Raw genomic sequence first — 18,662 nt, forward strand, 5'->3', positions numbered from 1 at the left:
TTGGAAAGCATTGGTTATTTGATTGTGTAACATATATCCAAAACAACCAAGTTGCTTATTGTTTGCTCTATTTTTCTTCAGGAAATGTGTGATTTGATTCACGTATCCCTTTGACTGGCTTTGTTTTTTAGCAAGCATTAAAAATAAGGCGCGCATTATACAGAATATTGATAAAAGTGGGAATGCTATCTGTCTGGATGGCTAGAATGAAATCGGAGGCTGATTGTCAGCCCCCGATTACACTTTCTGATACTATTTTCATCGATAAATGAATGAGCTAGCTGTTCATTAATGGTCTAGGTACAAATAGTTCTGCCAGCTCTTCATGCGAATCAGCACTTTGCGCATCACTGACACGTGAGTAAAGCTGTCTGAGTAAACGGCGACTTCAACCGCGGTACCCATTGGTAGGTGGTATTCGTTCAAATCGTCCGTGATTTTCAGCTTCGCAAAGACACGTCCGCTTGTGCGCAGGGCATCGGTACCAAGCAGAGCACCTCTGGCTTGAATTTGGCTTTCACCAATGGCTGGAATCACGTCGATGACTTCGCCACGGAATACCTTGCCCGGAATTGCGCGGAACATAAACTCCGCTTCAAAGCCTGCCTTCAAACGTTGTAGCGAGTTTTGTCTGAACGCCGCGGTGTACGTAATGTCTTCGGTATGCACGAAGGTCATTGCAGGGGCAAGCGGCAACGGCACAGCCATCACACCAGGGCGCAAAGCCAATTGCGTAACGTAACCATCGGTTGGCGCACGAACGACGGTTTGCTCAAGGTTGAACTCTGCTTTACGTAGCTCAGCGAGTAGTTGCGCGACTTGGGTATTCTCACCGCCGATTTCCGACTCTAATGCGATCTGTGCTTGCTCTTGCTGCAAAATGGCAACGTCTAGCATGGCTTCTGCCGCTTTGTACGCTTGGCGTCGAGTATCTAAATCTTGTTCTGTAAACGCGCCGCGATCAAAGCCCCTTTGATATCGGCTAAATTCTCTTTGCGCTTTATCTCTATCGGCTTGCGCTTTCAAAACCGCCGCTTCTGCTTCTCTCAAGTCAGACTCTAAACCCAACGCACCTTGGCTTGCTTCTTTCACTTTCGCTTCAAGGCGTGCGACTTCCGCTTCAAAAGGCACAGGGTCGATTTTGAACAGAATATCGCCGGTTTTGAGCGGTTGGTTCGCTTGAACGGGCACTTCCACAACGCGGCCACGTACACCAGAGACGATAGGCGTAGTTGGGAAGACTTGGTTACCTAACTGAGTAAATGGGTGGTTGTAGTTCATAAGAAGGACGAGTGTGCCCACCAACACTACGCCGCCAAGTACGGCTGTAGGTACGGTCCATTTGTTCAAAGGAATATTAAAGACTTTAAAAATGGCGATACAAAGGGCTGTATAAGTCAGAATCAGCAATAAATCCATTATTCGTCCTCTTTACTTTGTTCAGTCAAAGGCCTTTGCTGAATCTTTTGTTGTTTCAACATCGATACTTCGTTTTTGAGTTCGTTGACTTCGTCGATGAGCTCTTCAAGACGGTGATGAATGTCGTGAGTTTCTTGCTCAAGTTGTTTGAAGCCCCAGCCTCGCTCCTTGCGCCACAATGTTGCCCATATCCATAAAAATGGCCACAGTGCATGTAAAGTGAAAAGGCTAACCCAGCCTGCGTAATGAATTGCGTCTTGATGAGGGTGTTCGCGTTCTTTAGCAATTTCATACGGAATATCGTGAATAACGATAATCCCGTAGAAGATCACCAAAGCAACGAAGATGAGTAACCCAAGTGCAAAATAGTCTAGAAACATCTTACCTGCCTGTGCTTGTTACCTAATGGAAAATCTTACGTAAATGAACAGTTTAAGTATTTGTCTTAACTATCGTTCAATCAAGTTATTTTGTGCTTGAATTATGTTTATGCGATATCCGTATCGATTGCTATTCGGGGACAATAAGAAGTGAAGGCGACTATATTCAAACTAAGTAGTAATAAAGGAAGGAATAGAGAATAAAAGCCACGGTTATGCCCCAAGTGAAGGTTGGGGCACGGTTTAAAGTTCGGTACAGACTTGGTTTCGGCCATTGGCTTTGGCGCGGTACAAGGCTTTGTCGGCGCGGTAGAAGGTTCGTTGGGTATTCTCTCCTTCTCGATGTAAGGTAATCCCGATCGATACGGTCAACCCCCGCTCGCCAAGAATATCGTCCCAACCATATTGATAAATGCGTTCGCGGTAATTCTCGGCATGCATTTCTGCCCGTTCTAGATTGCTATTCTCTAGAATGACAAGAAACTCTTCACCGCCAAAGCGAACGCAAGAAGCGCCTTTAAATTTGAAGTATCCTGCTAATTCTTGAGACACACGTTTAATCGCTTTGTCTCCTACAAGGTGACTGAGCTCGTCATTGATGGACTTAAAATGGTCAATATCGATGACCATCAACGCAAATTCAGTATCGTGCAAAAGCAGGTCTTTGAGTTTGACTTCTAACCAGCGCCGGTTGTGCAAAGAGGTCAGCGGGTCAGTAAAGACATCTTGCTGTAGTTGGGCGACCGTATTCTTATGTTGTTTGGTGGTTTCCTTGAGCTCTTTGTTTTCAAGTTCTGACAAAATGAGTTTGAGCTGTAGCTCAAAACGAGAAAGTCGACGTAATTGAGTAGAACCCAATTCACCAATTGGAATGTGTTTGACAAGGTCAGATTCAATGCGAAACGCTTTTTTTTCACAGTTTAATGCTTTCTGAAATAACCCTTGAGAAGCGTAAACTTGACTCATTGCGTTGTAAAAATGCTGAGCGACAAGAGGAGACGAGTGTTTCTGAATTCGTTTACCGATAGAGTCCAGTACTAAGTTGGCTAAAGAGATGTGTCCGACACCGTTTAGACAATATGCGGTCTCGATTTTGACCATTGTGGACAACCAGTACGTGGTAGCACTGCCCGTCGTATACTGAACATTCGAGATAGCAAGCAATGCGTTAGGGTAATCCTCTTGCAAACGATGCAGTTTGGCTCGGTAGAGATGAATTTGCGCAGCAAGGTTTTTATCACTGACGAGGATACTTAGCTCTTCACACTCACTCAATAATTCTTGTGCATCTGCGGTACGGTTCAAACTGATGTAACAGGCAAGCATGTAAAGTTTGTAGCGCAGACGTAGGGAGCGACTGCTAATGGCGTGGTCGATCGCATCGATTTTTTGGTAATAACGCAAGGCGCGATGGTGATCCCCATAGGCATCGCACAAATTGCCCATTCCAATAATAGCCAGTACGTACTCATCAATATAGCCATATTCGACGGCGATATTCGTTGCAGCAACATACTCGGTTAATGCTGCGTTGTAGTCACCTACTTCTACCAAACGATCACTCAAGCTTGCTTTTACAGACAGAATATCTTCTACATCGTCGGGTAAAACGAGCAACTCAAGGGCTTGTCGTAGTTCTTCGATGCTGTCGTTGAGCTGTTTAATTTCTCGTCGATACTCGGCACTAATGATATAGCAATGTGCTTTTTCTCGGTTCGTGGATGCAATATGTAACCCGATGTGCTCCCACAGCGTAATCGCTTCTTCACCAGAGACGGAAGAAGGATCGATGCCTGCGTCAGTCACCTTGCTAAGCAGTTGTTCCATGCTTCATTACCTCAATATAGCTTTCTTCGAGTTGCTCTAAAGTGAATGGGAAGGTCAGGATATCTTGCAAATACAGTATCGGTTTGGGACCTTTCAGCCCGCGACGTTTCCATGGATAGATGTCTAACATTGCCTGAACCGTACGATAGACATCTTCTGCTGCTTGACCTTTCTCTGCAATTAACATAGCTAGTCTGTCACTGGAAATTCGTGAGATGAGATCACTTGAGGTCGTCAATGCATGAACTAGCTCAGTACAAACATCTAGAAATTCGGGGTTTGCATGCTGAATCATGATGATCGCGTGGTTGGAGCGTTTGAGCTCTGTTTTAAACAGAACTAACTGTTCCCACCAGTAGGTCTCGGACACAACATTAGAAAACTGTTTTTCAGGGTCATATTCATGTTGAGAACGGATACGATTAATCAGCTTACGCGCTCGTTGCTCTAGCTGGCGTTTGGAGCCGCGTGCTTTATCCATACTGACTCGATGAGTCTGTTCTTTGAGCATTTTGAGTGCATGTTTACGGTATTTTTTAAACGCGTTAAACGCTGACTCAAAATCACCTTGCTCTTCAGCGACTCGAGATTGCTGAAAGCAGATCTGACTTAGTAGCTCGCCGTTGTCAAAACTAAGCGCGGACTCTTCTGCTGCGAGTAATAACTTTGCTGCACTATCCGTATTTTTGCGCAAGAGTTCGAGCCTTGCGCGGCTAATAAACGAGTGTGCTTTCATCCAAATTAGATCATGTTCAATAGCGAGTTTATGGGCCTTTTGTGTGGCTTCTTCTGCGGCATCAAGGCGTTCTAGCCCAAGTAGCGCTAGGCCTTTAAAGTCCCAGATCTCGGCTTGCCATGTGCTGTCATCATGATCTTTTAGTACTTCGGTTGCACCATCCAGCACAGTGAGCATTTCGACAAACTTATTCAGTAAGTAATAGTCCCAAGCCAACAGGATACGAGCTTTGCCTTCCAACCAAGCAATACGGACGTTGTTTGCCACTTTAACCGCCAACTCATGAGTGGAAGCGGCAAGTTGATGCTCATTTGTGATGCGCCATACGTTGCCAAGCCCAATTAGAGATTCGATTTGAATTTCAATATCATCAACGAGGGCGGATTGTTCGAGTGCATTAATCCAATATTGTTGGGCTGAGTAATACTTTGCTTGTCCCCAATATTGAAGAGCAAACAAATGAAGAATTTCGGGCAGGTGGTCGTCGGTTTCAAGTTGGGTTTGCTTGCTGTAGGCGTCTTTGACTAGCTTTAAGCCTTGTCGGTAATCCATTAGGCACCAACAGCACTGCGCCATTATCAGCAATGCTCTGATTTCACCATCCACAAATAAAATTTGCTCCGCGCGGATACGGTATTGCTGCGCAATACTGAAGGTGTGTTCAGGGGCCGTTTTTATCTGGCCTTTAAGCTTTTTGAGCTCATCTTCTAGCTGAATTTGGTTTTTATCCAACGTTCACATCCATGACTATCGAACTGGAATTCACACCTAATATTAAGTGGTTAGATGCATGTTTTATTACCAAAACGATGCGGATAACGCTCTGGTAAACGATTAGGTGCCGTAATGTATACTGTCACAGCCCCTAATTACTACATCTAAATGCCAATAGTTACGATAGGAGCTGTTTGATGGTCAAAGGAGCATCAGTGACTTCTAGCCTTTGTGCGGCGGTAAGACCCTGCTTATCCTGATAGCACAAATTATGCCAAGCTCTGAATATATCTAAAAGAGGTAAAATTCCAGCAGGTCGTAATTTGCGACGTGGCTCGTTAATGAAGCTTTCGAAAAGGATCTGGAAGCGATTTTGATAGAACTGCACATGGCGAGTTGTTGCAACGTTAAACCATTTCTCGGGCTCATTTCTATCACCTGCAAGGTAGCAAATGCCTTTGTGGCTTTCGTCTTGAGTGGAGATCGCCCAGCGATCTCGCCACCAGCTCATATAGGCGATATCGACCTTGCCAAAAGGTGTGCTCATGTCCCAATTTGCGTCTTCTTCTACGTACATCAAGTCGACATTTTTCTCTTTAATTCGAGACAAACAAACGCTCAGTGCTGCCGAACGTAGTAGGGGGTCTTGAGGCATATATAGAGATACACGTTTGTTGGGGCAACACATATCAAGTACATGCAGGTAATGAGCGTATGATGTGTAAGGCGGACGAACTAATGCCCCTTTAGATGGGTAATGGAATACGGAAAGATTACCAAGAGGATCTTCCACGTTACCGCGAGCCAAAATGGTTTGGTATTTTTGGTCAATACGCTCACGCAGGAGGTTCGAAGGTTCCGCTGGCGGTTCACTTGCTTCCGCTGTGTACTCTTGGGAAACAAAACGAGAGACCTCGTCGTACGGGTTATGGTCTAGCGTGGCGATTGGCTCTTCATCAGCAGAATAGTTCACATGTTGACAAAGAATATAGCCTGAGTGGGCTTCACCGGAAACAATCCAGTAGACACCATTATTGCTGTTTGGCTGCAATGCAACATAGTTTGAGGCCAATTCATAGTGCGTTGCGTGGTTTACCCAACGAGCATCAATAGTGGCTAATTTACGGCGACAGCGACTCGCAATATGATCAACATGGTCGTAAAAGGTTTTCGGGTTGATACTGAGTTTTCGGCAGATCTCGCGTACAGAGTAACCAGTAAACAATAAGCCCATTAAATTCTCTTGGAATTGTAGCTTTTTGTTCGCGCCTGACCATTTATCAACAAAGGTACTTTGACACGCTTTACAACGGTAACGTTGACGATCACCACTGTAACCGAAAGCGTGGTAGAGGTGTTTATGTGTGTGGACGGATAGTCCAAAGTTCTCGCAATCATCATTGCGGCACGCAGGCAACCCGTCACTGTGGACGTGTCGCAGGCGATGAAGTTCGTTCACGACATCGCGATTGTTAAGTAAGGGGGAAAGCTCCACATTCACGGCATACCATCGCCGGACGTTTAGGGTTAGCATGTTGCAGAACGTAACGCTTTGCATCACTCAATCCAAAGTTGTCACACGCCAATGTTTTACAAAAGTTGAGTTGTAACCCATCTGCGTCTTTTGGCAGTTCGCCGTTAGACACAATCGCCCCCTCGGGATAATTCGGGCAGCCAGCAATAACTCTGGCTGCAAATTATTACTTACTACTTGTTCTTAGATGTTGATTGCGGTTTCTAGCGCAACTTTCATCATGTCGTTGAACGACTTTTGACGCTCTTCTGAGCTTAGTTTTTCGCCACGGATGATGTGGTCAGAAACCGTTAGGATAGTTAACGCCTTCGCACCTAGGTCTGCAGCAACACCGTAGATACCAGCCGCTTCCATGTCTACACCTAGGATGCCTAGTTTTTCCATCTTCTCGAAGATGTCAGCTTCTGGTGTGTAGAACAGGTCTGCAGAGAATACGTTACCAACTTTCACTGGTACTTGTTGAGCACGCGCTTGGTTTACCGCTTCTTCTAGAAGGCCGTAGTCAGCGATTGCAGCGAAGTCGTGGTTGTTGAAACGGATACGGTTTACTTTAGAGTCTGTAGAAGCACCCATACCGATAACAACGTCCATTAGGTTAACGTCGTCACGTACCGCACCACAGCTACCTACACGGATTACGTTTTTCACACCGTATTCTGCGATTAGCTCGTGTACGTAGATACAGCAAGAAGGGATACCCATGCCGTGACCCATAACAGACACTTTTTTGCCTTTGTAAGTGCCAGTAAAGCCGAACATGTTACGAACGTCACAAACTTGCTTCACATCTTCAAGAAACGTTTCTGCGATGTATTTAGCACGTAAAGGGTCGCCTGGCATTAGAACCGTTTCAGCGAAATCACCTGGTTGTGCATTGATGTGTGGGGTTGCCATAAGTGCTCTCCAAAGTTTTGTTTTGATAAAACGCCTCTAGTATAGAACGCTATTACCAATTCTGTTGAACTTGTTCGTTTTCGTTGAAGCAATAATATCGGGACGTACAGTGGCCCCTTGAGAGCTTAGTCACAAAAACCACGCTTTTAGAAACCATGAACATCATTGATAACTAAATCTGTTGAAAGCAAAAGAGCAATCGATTCGCTTTTGAGCGATTTGTCGATTGCGCGCACAAAATGGACATTGAGAACATCAAAAACTTTTGAGAAAGCGCTGATCGAAATGCTCTTGAGAAAAGTAAAACGATTAAATTGTACAATTTATTTTCTTGTACAATCTGAAAAGCCTTGCTATAAGTTATACAACAAAACATTTTGTATAGGGATGCGTCATCATGGAATCTTCAATCAAAGTAGGTATCAGTTCTTGTGTTTTGGGTGAACGGGTTCGTTTTGACTCTGGTCATAAAGTCAGTAACTTTGTGACTAAAGAGCTCAGCCCATATTTTGACTTTGTTTCGGTATGCCCCGAAGTGGGCGTCGGAATGCCAGTGCCGCGACCAACAATTCGTTTGATTTCCGAAGAAGAGCGTGTGGCGCTGGTAGAAACTAAAAATCCAGAAAATGACCATACCGATAATATGCTTGCTTACTCTGCTAACAAAGTGGAGGAGCTACAAAGCGAGCAACTTTGTGGTTACATCGTCTGTGCCAAGTCTCCAACTTGCGGTATGGAGCGCGTCAAGGTTTATAGCAAAAATAACGCAGCGAAAGAAGGCGTCGGCTTGTACACACAAACGCTGATGAAAAAAATGCCTTGGTTGCCCGTCGAGGAGGATGGCCGACTTAACGATCCTGTATTAAAAGAAAACTTTATTACCCGAGTATTTTGCCTGAACGACTTTTATGACTCGATGGACGGAGAGCCAACTCGAGGCAAAATTATCGATTTTCATTCGCGCTATAAGTTGACCTTGATGGCGCATCACCCTGAGTCATACCGCTCTCTTGGTCGTTTAGTTGCCGATGTCGCTAGCTATGAAATCGAAGAATTCTATCAAGAGTATCGCTTAGGTCTTATGAAGGCACTTGCGAATCGTGCTAGCCGAAAAAACAACACTAACGTACTAATGCATTTACAAGGGTATTTTAAGCGCGCTTTAACTAAAGACGAAAAAGAAGAATTAGCAACAGTAATTCATGACTACCGCACTGGTACATTGCCATTGTTAGCACCGTTGACATTGATTAAGCACTACTTAAACACTTACCCAGATGAGTATTTAGCAAAACAGAAGTTTTTAGAACCGTATCCGCAGGAGATGAGATTACGCTATGGTTTGTAGTTCAGAAGAAAAACTATACGCGATCCGAGACGTCGCAGAAATCACGGGTGTAAAGCCAGTTACGCTGAGAGCTTGGCAGAGAAGATACAATTTGATCCAGCCTCAGCGAACAGAAAAAGGGCACAGACTTTATCGACAGCAAGATCTCGATACGATTCGTGAAGTCCAGAGTTGGCTCGCGAAGGGGATTGCAATCGGTAAAGTAAAGGGACTTTTGGGAAAAAGTGCTGACGTAGAAGTCAACAATGAAGTTCGTACTCTCGAAGAAGTAGAAACCATGTTATCAGCACTTTCGAAACTGAATCGAGGCAAAGCGGAGAGCTTACTTGCTTCTGTTCTCAAAGAGTATCCATTGAATTTGGTTATTGAACAGTTTATTGACCCTGTATTTGACGCGCTGGAGATGGTCAAAGGATCGCTGAGATCGTTGCAGATGGGGTTATTTCAAACTTGTTTGATTACTCGTCTTGCCCTTGTTATCGACTCTGAAAACAAAGCCGCTTCCAAAGGGAAGTGCTTGCTTATCAGCTTTGAACAACATAGGGAAGCAGAGAGCTGGATTCAAGCAGCGAAGTTGTGTGAGCAAGGGTATCACACGACGTTGATCGACAAAGTAGATGATGTCTCTGGTTTACTGGAGCACGAAGTTGTTGATAGCTACTCGCTCATTTACCTGTTTTCCAATAAAGCGCTGGCAGCTAAGCAAGTGGAGTCTATCAAAATGCTTCAAACACGTTTTGGCGAACGTATTGGATGTTCTGAAGTGATTGAGAAACTGCACCTAACAGAGTAGACGAAACGAAGGAGACACCATGATCTTAGTATGGTTTCGACGTGATTTACGAACGTTAGACCACACCGCACTTAAAGCGGCGTTAGATTCAGGTCAGCCTGTTGTCGCTTGTTTCATCGCGACGCCAGAGCAGTGGCGAGAACACCACATGGCGCCAATGCAGGCGGATCTCATTGCTCGTCGTTTAGAGTATCTCAACGACGAGTTGGAAAGCCTGAATGTTCCTTTTTTATATAAAGAGGTGCCGTCGTTTTCTGATTGTACCGAAGTGATTAGTGAATGGGCGAAAACACTTGAAGCAACGTCTGTTATGGCGAATATTCACTATGAAGTGAATGAACGAGAGCTCGATGCACAAGTGAGTGAGGCGCTAGCTTCCCATGATATCGATTTTGAACTGTTTCACGACAAATGTGTGCACCCACCAACGACGGTTCTCAATAAGCAAGGTGAGTATTTTAAGGTATTTACACCATTCAAACGTGCTTGGTTGACGCAGTTTCAAATGCCAGCGGTAACAAAGCCTCACGAACAAGCGCCGCTAAGCAGCAAACTATTGGAACAATTAGAGCCGATTCGATTTAGTTCAGACTTCACGTTTAGCTATCCTCGAGAGTCCAGCGAGGATTGGTTTGCTTCGACCAATGATGTTTTAAAGCAGCTTAGGGAATTTGCTCGTGAGCGCAGTGATGCTTACAAGGAAGATCGAGATTTTCCGGCTATTGATGGCACCAGTCAACTGTCTCCCTATCTTGCGATTGGTGCATTGTCACCAAGGCAATGTATTGCTCGCTTGTATGCTGAAAACCAACAAAATGACCTAACAGAAGGAAAAGCAACTTGGTTGAGTGAGATCATTTGGCGTGAGTTTTATCAGCATCTGTTGGTTTTCGAACCAAAGCTCGTTAAAGGCAAAGGCTTTATCGACTGGGAGGATAAAATTCAGTGGTCTTATGATGAGCAGGCTTTTGAGCGATGGAAGACTGGAGCGACAGGGTACCCGATCGTCGATGCAGCAATGCGTCAGCTCAACCAAACAGGCTGGATGCATAACAGGCTTCGCATGGTTGTCGCGAGCTTTCTCACCAAGGATTTACACATTGACTGGCGTTGGGGCGAAGCGTACTTCATGAGTAAGCTGGTGGACGGCGATTTCGCAGCAAACAATGGTGGTTGGCAGTGGTCTGCATCGACGGGTTGTGATGGGCAGCCGTACTTCCGTATTTTCAACCCGATAAGCCAAGGTGAGAAGTTTGACTCTGATGGTCAATTCGTGCGCCACTGGGTGCCTGAAATCAAAAGTGTGCCAAACAAATACATCCATAAACCTTGGACTTGGGAGGGATTTTCTTTACTGGAATATCACAAGCCGATGGTTGATCACAAGACAGAAAGAGAGATAACCTTACGGCTCTTTAAAAGTGCCAAGGAATAAAGTGAAATGCTTAGCAAAAAGCGATCAATGAGTTTCGCAAAACGTACGCTGTTATCTGTATCGTTATCTTTAGCGAGTGGTTTGTCATTCGCTAAAATGTACGAGCTACCAGAGGATGGCAGTCGTTTAATTGGTCGCCTTGAAAACCACGTCGTGCAAGAAGGCGAAACCATGGCAAATATTGCCAAGCACTACGATGTCGGGATGCTAGGTTTAATGGCGGCAAATAAAGGCGTGGATCCCTTCTTGCCAGAAGAGGGACACGTTCTTACTATTCCAACACAACTGATCCTCCCAGATGTACCCCACAAAGGCATTGTCATCAATTTAGCGGAATTGCGCTTATACTACTTCCCGAAAGGGGAAGATATTGTGCATGTATTCCCCGTGGGAATCGGGCGAATTGGGCGAGACACCCCGGTGATGACAACGCGTATTAGTCAAAAGCGTCCAAACCCTACGTGGACGCCGCCAGCCTCGATTCGTGCCGAGTACAAAGCGAAGGGCATTGACTTGCCAACCGTTGTACCTGCCGGTCCAGACAACCCGCTGGGCATGTTTGCATTGCGTTTAGCCTACGGAAATGGCGAGTATCTTATTCACGGTACCAACAAAGATTTCGGCATCGGTATGCGAGTCAGCGCGGGTTGCATTCGTATGGACCCGAACGACATTGAATGGTTGTTTGAAAAAGTTCGTAACGGTGAAGAAGTGAATATCATTAACCAACCAGTGAAAGTATCACTAGAGCCAGACAGAAGTGTATTTTTAGAGGCACATGAGCCATTGACTCGCAGTAATGGTGAGAAAGATCACCTACAGGTACCAAAAGAGTTAAAGTGGTGGCTGGATGAGTTCGGACTGAAAAATGTGAAGGCTAAAGCAGCGATTGCCGCACAGAATGGGGTTCCTGTCGAAATAACCGCGCCTTAACAGGCGTTAAGACGCGGTATCAAATCTTACTTAGTGTAAGACTGAGCGATGTTATCGATACGCTCGTTAGCACGCTCAGCTTCTTCTTGAGCAGCCATTGCTGCTGCACCTGATTTTTGAACGTCAGATTGAAGAGCTTGTACGTCTTGGCTTAGTTGGCTAACTTGGTTGCTTAGTTCGTCTAGTTTTGCTGCATTTGCTGTTGCTGCATCATCAGAAGAAGCACAACCTGCTAGTAGAAGTACTGAAGTTGCTGCAGCTGCGATCAACGTTTTGTTCATATAAGAACTCCTTGCTTATAGTGAAAGTCTCGCTACCAACTATTATTTTATACAGCAGCGAGGTTAAATGTGGATACATTTTATCAGTACATGATGTAGCAAAAGTCAAAAAAACCCAAGAATTTCATGGAGTACCTGACGTCAACTTTTACCTGAGCTTAACAAAGGTGAGTGAATTATCCTCTCCCTTATTCCCACAACAGTTCTCATAGCAGGTGTTTTTGCCACGTTCCTGATATCAATAATTTAGACGATATTGACACAAATGAAAGTTTCTCGGCGCAAATAACTGCCATTTGCGCAGTTTTATTGGAGAACGAGAGGCGCACCTTGGGCTCGCTTTTCTCTAAATCTTAAGCCAAGCAGCTGACCAACAAAGCGAGGGTATGTTCTTAATTGAGCCGCAAATGATGTTTTGTTTTCATCCGTGGGAATTAGTTTGTGTGATCTCTATCTATACTCCTATGATTTGCGGTATTATACCGAGCTTTATTTTTTTGCTGCGTTAGAGCGGAAACGACATTACAGAGCGCTCAGACGCTGACTGATTTATTGGAGAATACTTTGCAATTTAAAGATCTAGGCCTAGACAACCGATTGTTGAAGAACCTAAAACACTACGATTTTAAAAAACCAACTGACATTCAAAAGCAGGCTATTCCTGTTGCGATTGCAGGCAAGGATTTATTGGCATCTTCGAAAACGGGTTCGGGCAAGACTTTGGCGTTTGTATTACCAATGCTTCACAAGTCTTTAAAGACAAAATCGTTTTCTGCCAAAGACCCTCGCGCAGTTATTCTTGCTCCCACTCGTGAGCTAGCGAAACAAGTGTATGGTGAGCTTCGCTCTATGCTTGCTGGCCTATCTTATGAAGCTGCATTGATTTTGGGTGGTGAGAACTTTAATGATCAAGTGAAAGCACTGCGCCGTTACCCGAAATTCATCGTGGCGACACCAGGACGTCTGGCTGACCACTTAGAGCACCGCTCGCTTTACCTTGAAGGTTTGGAAACGCTGATCCTTGATGAAGCAGACCGTATGCTGGATTTGGGCTTTGCACCAGAGCTTCGTCGTATCCATAAGGCAGCTAAGCATCGTCGCCGTCAAACATTAATGTTCTCTGCAACGTTGGATCACGCCGACGTAAATGACATTGCGGCTGAAATGCTTAATGCTCCGAAACGTATTGCTATCGGTGTTTCTAACGAAGAACACAAAGATATCACGCAAAAATTCTACCTGTGTGATCATCTTGATCATAAAGAGGCGATTCTAGATCGCGTACTTTCAGAAGCAGAATATCGCCAAGTTATCATCTTTACGGCGACGCGCGATGATACTGAGCGCCTAACAGCGAAGCTAAACGAGAAGAAACTGAAGGCCGTTGCATTGAGTGGTAACTTGAACCAGACTCAACGCAATACGATCATGAGCCAGTTTGAGCGAGCGGTATTCAAGATCCTAGTGACAACAGATGTTGCTTCTCGTGGTTTGGATATTGCGACAGTGACACACGTCATTAACTTCGATATGCCAAAGCATACTGAAGAATATGTACACCGTGTTGGCCGTACGGGCCGTGCTGGTAACAAGGGTGATGCGATTTCTCTTGTTGGTCCAAAAGACTGGGATAGCTTTAAACGTGTAGAAGCTTACCTACAACAAGATCTTGAGTTTTCAGTATTCGAAGATCTGAAAGGTAAGTTCAAAGGCCTGAAGCCACCTAAGCCAGATTTCCGTAACAAGAAAGCGACAGCTAAGAAATCACGCCCTCAAGCGAAGAAGTCGGCTAAGAAACCTGTTAAACGTGACAAGAGTTTCTACAAAAACGTATCAGTGGGTGATGATGTGTTCATCCCGAAGAAAAAGCCAGCGGCACCAAACTCTGAAGAGTAAAAGTCGCACCAGTTTTCAACTGATTTTAGTTTTTCAAAACCCGAGTGTTCGCACTCGGGTTTTTTTATGCTTATCTCCAGGCGAAATGATGTCTTTCTATACTAACGTGTTTGCTAGGCTTTTATATTTATCTGGTTTTATATAAACAGCATAGATCGCTAATTTAGAGAGATATTAAGTTTTATCACCTCGGTCCAAGCAAACGTTTTTCCTCACATACTAGATAAAAATTTCACATGATTATGAAAATGATAATTGATCTCATTTTTATTTAAGGGCAAAATACGCGCCATTGTATTAATCCTATAAATGAATTCGCTCTCTATATGAAATTTACTCATGTTTTTTTAGGGCTCATAATTACCTCTAGTTCTTGCTTTGCCGTTAATGACTTTAATTGGTTGCGAGATGACGCTCGTAAAGATGAGCGAGTTCTTACCTACCTAACAGAGCAGAACCGTAAGACTGAACAGCATCAAAAAAAATATCAGACGTTGACGCAAGATCTGCTCGCGCAGTGGGAAGCCATGGTGGCAGATAAAGGTGATAAACCATGGTCGATCGTAAATGGACGCGAATGGACGTTAACGCGTCGTGACGGTGGTTATGTGTTGCTATCACGTTCGAACCAGTATGCACAAGAGAACACAGTATTTGATTTCTCTGAACGTCAATCTGCATATCCGTATTATCAAGTAGGGCAGTGGCAAGTAAGCGGAGACACGTTGCTTTTCACTGAAGATATTGATGGAAGCGAGCAATATCGCGCCGTGGTTGTTGATTTACTCTCTGGCCAATCTACGGAGCTGGCTACGCACGTCGATAGCGGTGTATTGCTTTCACCTGATGGTAAGATGGCTTACCTCGTTTCGAAGGAAATGCGTACACAGCGACCTCATCAGATCCTACGCATCTCCACTGAATCTTTGGCTAAAACCGTTGTATGGCACGAATACAAATCAGATTGGTTACTTTCTTTCTACCGTGCGGCAGATAGCCGTTACGTGGTGCTGCAAAGTAACAACGAGTCAACCACAGAGCAGAAGCTTGTTGATCTAGAAACGGGCACCGTAAGCGATTCACTGAGAGTGCCGGAAGCAGGCGTGGAATATTACGCGGATGTGGCGAGAGGGCGCGTTTATATCAACAGCAACCTTGAAGGTACATTTGCACTTTATCAAACCGATCTAGCACCTCTTAGCGCAACATGGCAACGCTTTACGACCCCTCGTGAACCGCTTGACCAGTTCTACCTTTATGATGCAGGAGTTGTGGCACTCAGTAAGCCGAACAACGTAGCGACATTGACGGTGTATTCATACCAAGGTCAGGAAAAAGTGATACTGCCATTAGAACAGGATGGCAATGTCGCTTGGTTGAGCACGTTGGGCGATTTTGAATCAAACAAAATTCGTATACGAAGCATGTCGATGACTACGCCTCCTCAGTGGGAAGAGTTCGATGTAAAAACGCTGACTAAAACCTTGTATTCTCAAGATGCTTACCAAGATTTTGATAGTCAACGTTATGTCTCCCAACGCATTTTTATCAAGCACGATGGTGTTTCTGTCCCGGTCTCTTTGGCGTATCGCAAAGACAAATTACACGCGCAATCACCTGTGATGATTTACGGCTATGGCGCATACGGTTTTACGATGAAGCCCTACTTTATGCCTCAAGTCATAAGCTTGCTCGACCAAGGCGTGATTTACGCTATCGCCCATGTTCGCGGCGGTGGGTACTTTGGCGATGAGTGGCACGAGCAGGGCCGTGGTGTGCGCAAAGCCAATTCTATTGGTGATTTTGTCGCGGCGGCTAAGGCGCTGCAAACGTTTGAACGCGGCAATAGAGAGATTTTTGCCATCGGCTCAAGTGCGGGTGGCACGTTGGTCGCGGGAGCGGTTAATCAAGACCCTAAATTATTTTCAGGTGTCGTGCTTAAAGTACCTTTTGTTGATGTGGTAGCAAGCATGTCGGACACCTCACTTCCGCTGACCACACAGCAGTATGGCGAATGGGGTAACCCAACCAAATCTGAGCAACTGGCGCTAATGAAAGCGTACGATCCAATTCTCAACATTCATAAAGACGCTTACCCACCCATGCTGGTTCAAGTCGGTTTGATCGACCAGCGCGTGCCTTATTGGGAAGGTGCCAAGTATCTCGCCAAGGTTTCTGCGCTAAGTGAGCGCGACGGGCCGTACTTGTTGCAGACCGATTTTAATTCGGGCCACCAAATAGACCCACGACAAGCGCAAGAACAACAAGCAAAAGAATACGCCTTTCTTTTATCACTAATTAAAACATCTAAAGCGGAGCAGTAAATGAAGCTTACCCCAGTGTCAGCGGCAGTACTTTCGGTACTAGCTGCCAGCCCAGTGCACGCCAAATCTGACGTTTTCTCTATGGAAGAGGTCGTGGTGACGGCGAATCGGATTGAACAACCAATGTCTGAATTAGCAGGCAGCGTCGCAGTTGTCACTAGCGAAGAGATTGAACAAAAGGGCGAAACAGAGCTTTATGATGCGCTGCGTCATGAACCTGGGGTAAGTGTGTCGGGCGGCGCTGGGCGTCCACAAAACATCACGATTCGAGGCATGACGGGTAACCGCATTATGATCATTCGTGACGGTATTCGCTCAGCAGACGGTTTTGGTGCGAATGACAGCAATGACAAAGTGGGCCGCGATACGTTTGATCTTTCTAATTTGGAATCATTAGAAGTAGTGAAAGGGGCGAGCTCCTCAGTCTTAGGTTCTGGTGCTATCGGTGGCGCTGTGATTCTAAAATCCAAACAGCCGGGCGAGTTTTTAAAAGATCGTGACTTTTATGTTGATGCCACGGGCACGTACACGGGGATCAGCAATAAATACAAAGGCGCGAGCAATCTGGCATTTCGTTCTGGCGACACGGAAAGCTTAGTCAACGCGGCGTATTGGCAAGGTGAAGAGACGCGTAACTTCAGCCAAGATTTGTACAACCGCGATTTGGATGGTTACAGCGCGTCATACGCCATCAATCATTTCCTCAATGATGAAGTGATAGTCAAAGCGCGTGCCGAACTTTATCGGCAAGACCAACAACGCCTGGAAGGTTCGCCATCTATACAGAAGGATGGCAAATGGCATATCGAAGACTTCGCAGAAGATGAATCGACAAAAGAGTACAGCGCTTATATTGGTGCAGAGGTTACACCGATTAATCCAACTTGGTTCGAAGAGTTAGATACAAAGGTCTACTGGCGCCACACCGAAGTGGTGGAAGACACGAATCGTTTAATGAGACAAGTTGACCACAATGGTTTGACTGTTAGACGTCGCGAGCTAGAACACAAAACCTTCATTGACGAAACAATTGGCTTCCGTGGTGATTTAACCAATACGATTTATGCTGCAAATGCTGAGCACCAATTGGCTTACGGTATCGAGCTTTCTACTGACTATTATGAACGCACAGATAGCGATTCCAAGATTGATTGGAACGGGGTAACGCCTTCGACCAAACAACCTTTCGCTCCTGCTCGCGCTTATAACATTGGTCTGTACGTTCGAGACATGGTGGAGCTGGATAAATGGACCATTACAGGCGGCCTGCGCTTTGATGCGCATCGTCTAACACCGGACGGTGAGGGTGAAGTGGGCGGCTTCCCATTAAAAGACATGGATAGCTCAGAGGTATCTCCAAGCCTATCGATTTCTCGTGAAGTGTTTGCCAATAACATCGCTTATGTATCTTATAACCACGGTTATCGTGCTCCGGAATACGACAAAGCGTATGGCTTCGTAAACCATGACTTTGTGCCGCTAACGCCGTTTGTCATTGCACCGAACATGGACCTAGAGGCTGAAACTTCGGACTCCTTTGAAATCGGTAACAAATTCGATAATGGCCGCGCGCAACTTTACGTTTCTGCGTTTTACAACAAGTTCCAAAACTTCATCGATGTTGTTACCACAGGGCAAGATAACTTCGGTAACTACATCAAGCAATACCAAAATTTACACGGCGTTGAAACCTACGGCGCAGAGCTTTCTGCTGCGTATGCTCTCACTTCGTCTTGGAAGCTAAGTACCAAGCTTGGTTATGTTGACGGAAAGGACGCCGAAGGCGAGTACGTTCGTAGCATCACACCTTTCGAGGGCAATGTTGGGCTGAACTATCAGCAGCAAGACTTTAATGCGTTCGCGACGTGGAACTGGGCTGGTTCGATGGATCGTGTGCCGAGTTGCCAAACGTCACTTGGACAAAAGACCGAGTGCGCACAAACAGATTCATGGAACACGTTCGATTTGGGGGCAAGTTACCAAATCACCAAAGATTTTCGTTTGAGTGCGACCATCATCAACCTGTTCGACAAAGAATACATTCGCTACCAAGACGTTGCTGGCATAGCAGATGAGAGCAAACGCTACTCAACGGAACCAGGTCGTTACTTTACGGTTAACGCGAAGTACATCTTTTAGTAGGAGCCC

At 45.3% G+C, this 18,662-nt stretch carries 13 protein-coding genes and 1 pseudogene; 7 read left to right on the forward strand and 7 right to left on the reverse strand.

All coding sequences use genetic code 11. From position 1 onward, the window contains the following. Positions 1–288: 288 nt before the first annotated feature. From P4S59_RS18065 to deoD, 6 genes and pseudogenes are all read right to left on the reverse strand, one after another. Complete coding sequence (locus P4S59_RS18065) at positions 289–1,419, reverse strand: HlyD family secretion protein (RefSeq protein ID WP_337168803.1); 1,131 nt, start codon at positions 1,417–1,419, stop codon at positions 289–291. Next, positions 1,419–1,799 carry a DUF3302 domain-containing protein gene (locus P4S59_RS18070; protein ID WP_006741936.1) on the reverse strand — a complete coding sequence of 127 codons (381 nt, stop codon included), beginning with the start codon at positions 1,797–1,799 and terminating at the stop codon, positions 1,419–1,421. The genes P4S59_RS18065 and P4S59_RS18070 overlap by 1 nt, the downstream gene beginning before the upstream one ends. Positions 1,800–2,042: 243 nt before the next feature. Then, positions 2,043–3,626, reverse strand: coding sequence for a diguanylate cyclase (locus P4S59_RS18075; protein ID WP_006741935.1), 1,584 nt, complete (start codon positions 3,624–3,626; stop codon positions 2,043–2,045). Continuing rightward, complete coding sequence (locus P4S59_RS18080) at positions 3,610–5,094, reverse strand: tetratricopeptide repeat protein (protein ID WP_047009573.1); 1,485 nt, start codon at positions 5,092–5,094, stop codon at positions 3,610–3,612. Before P4S59_RS18080 ends, P4S59_RS18075 begins: the two co-directional genes overlap by 17 nt. Positions 5,095–5,254: 160 nt before the next feature. Beyond that, positions 5,255–6,722 (reverse strand): annotated as a pseudogene (locus P4S59_RS18085) (transposase). A 71-nt stretch (positions 6,723–6,793) separates the two neighbouring features. Next, positions 6,794–7,504 (reverse strand): purine-nucleoside phosphorylase, encoded by a 711-nt coding sequence (gene deoD / locus P4S59_RS18090; RefSeq protein ID WP_005394915.1) that lies wholly within the window; start codon positions 7,502–7,504, stop codon positions 6,794–6,796. Positions 7,505–7,901: 397 nt separating this feature from the next. On the opposite strand from deoD, the gene P4S59_RS18095 reads away from it, so the two are divergent. Genes P4S59_RS18095 through P4S59_RS18110 form a run of 4 tightly spaced genes read left to right on the forward strand, consistent with a single transcriptional unit; the run spans position 7,902 to position 12,013 of the window. Next, positions 7,902–8,852: a YbgA family protein gene (locus P4S59_RS18095; RefSeq protein WP_046875782.1), complete on the forward strand. Its 951-nt coding sequence runs from the start codon at positions 7,902–7,904 to the stop codon at positions 8,850–8,852. Further along, a complete protein-coding gene (locus tag P4S59_RS18100; protein WP_047009571.1) occupies positions 8,842–9,645 on the forward strand; it encodes a MerR family transcriptional regulator in 804 nt (267 codons plus the stop codon). Before P4S59_RS18095 ends, P4S59_RS18100 begins: the two co-directional genes overlap by 11 nt. A 19-nt stretch (positions 9,646–9,664) precedes the next feature. Beyond that, a complete protein-coding gene (gene phrB, locus P4S59_RS18105; protein ID WP_337168804.1) occupies positions 9,665–11,080 on the forward strand; it encodes a deoxyribodipyrimidine photo-lyase in 1,416 nt (471 codons plus the stop codon). A 6-nt stretch (positions 11,081–11,086) separates the two neighbouring features. Further along, the gene (locus tag P4S59_RS18110) at positions 11,087–12,013 is read left to right on the forward strand and encodes a L,D-transpeptidase family protein (protein ID WP_104970479.1); all 927 of its coding nucleotides are present in this window, start codon (positions 11,087–11,089) and stop codon (positions 12,011–12,013) included. Positions 12,014–12,039: 26 nt separating this feature from the next. On the opposite strand, the gene P4S59_RS18115 is transcribed toward P4S59_RS18110, so the two are convergent. Continuing rightward, positions 12,040–12,294: an Lpp/OprI family alanine-zipper lipoprotein gene (locus tag P4S59_RS18115; protein WP_005375145.1), complete on the reverse strand. Its 255-nt coding sequence runs from the start codon at positions 12,292–12,294 to the stop codon at positions 12,040–12,042. Between the two features lie 552 nt (positions 12,295–12,846). Between P4S59_RS18115 and P4S59_RS18120 the strand changes: the two genes are divergently transcribed. The 3 genes from P4S59_RS18120 (at position 12,847) to P4S59_RS18130 (ending at position 18,653) form a co-directional block, all read left to right on the forward strand. Continuing rightward, positions 12,847–14,190 (forward strand): DEAD/DEAH box helicase, encoded by a 1,344-nt coding sequence (locus P4S59_RS18120; RefSeq protein WP_047009779.1) that lies wholly within the window; start codon positions 12,847–12,849, stop codon positions 14,188–14,190. Between the two features lie 326 nt (positions 14,191–14,516). After that, positions 14,517–16,514: a prolyl oligopeptidase family serine peptidase gene (locus P4S59_RS18125; RefSeq protein ID WP_337168805.1), complete on the forward strand. Its 1,998-nt coding sequence runs from the start codon at positions 14,517–14,519 to the stop codon at positions 16,512–16,514. Further along, the gene (locus tag P4S59_RS18130) at positions 16,515–18,653 is read left to right on the forward strand and encodes a TonB-dependent hemoglobin/transferrin/lactoferrin family receptor (protein WP_337168806.1); all 2,139 of its coding nucleotides are present in this window, start codon (positions 16,515–16,517) and stop codon (positions 18,651–18,653) included. The last annotated feature ends 9 nt before the right edge of the window (positions 18,654–18,662 follow it).

It is taken from the genome of Vibrio sp. M60_M70 (assembly GCF_037162085.1).
GTDB classification, from domain to species: domain Bacteria; phylum Pseudomonadota; class Gammaproteobacteria; order Enterobacterales; family Vibrionaceae; genus Vibrio; species Vibrio diabolicus.

Bases quoted from the DNA above. Each gene is read 5' to 3' on its own strand.
- P4S59_RS18070 (WP_006741936.1), bottom strand. From the start codon at position 1,799: ATGTTTCTAGACTATTTTGCACTTGGGTTACTCATCTTCGTTGCTTTG.
- P4S59_RS18095 (WP_046875782.1), top strand. From the start codon at position 7,902: ATGGAATCTTCAATCAAAGTAGGTATCAGTTCTTGTGTTTTGGGTGAA.
- P4S59_RS18075 (WP_006741935.1), bottom strand. From the start codon at position 3,626: ATGGAACAACTGCTTAGCAAGGTGACTGACGCAGGCATCGATCCTTCT.
- P4S59_RS18065 (WP_337168803.1), bottom strand. From the start codon at position 1,419: ATGGATTTATTGCTGATTCTGACTTATACAGCCCTTTGTATCGCCATT.
- P4S59_RS18125 (WP_337168805.1), top strand. From the start codon at position 14,517: ATGAAATTTACTCATGTTTTTTTAGGGCTCATAATTACCTCTAGTTCT.
- P4S59_RS18100 (WP_047009571.1), top strand. From the start codon at position 8,842: ATGGTTTGTAGTTCAGAAGAAAAACTATACGCGATCCGAGACGTCGCA.
- phrB (WP_337168804.1), top strand. From the start codon at position 9,665: ATGATCTTAGTATGGTTTCGACGTGATTTACGAACGTTAGACCACACC.
- P4S59_RS18115 (WP_005375145.1), bottom strand. From the start codon at position 12,294: ATGAACAAAACGTTGATCGCAGCTGCAGCAACTTCAGTACTTCTACTA.
- P4S59_RS18110 (WP_104970479.1), top strand. From the start codon at position 11,087: ATGCTTAGCAAAAAGCGATCAATGAGTTTCGCAAAACGTACGCTGTTA.
- P4S59_RS18130 (WP_337168806.1), top strand. From the start codon at position 16,515: ATGAAGCTTACCCCAGTGTCAGCGGCAGTACTTTCGGTACTAGCTGCC.
- deoD (WP_005394915.1), bottom strand. From the start codon at position 7,504: ATGGCAACCCCACACATCAATGCACAACCAGGTGATTTCGCTGAAACG.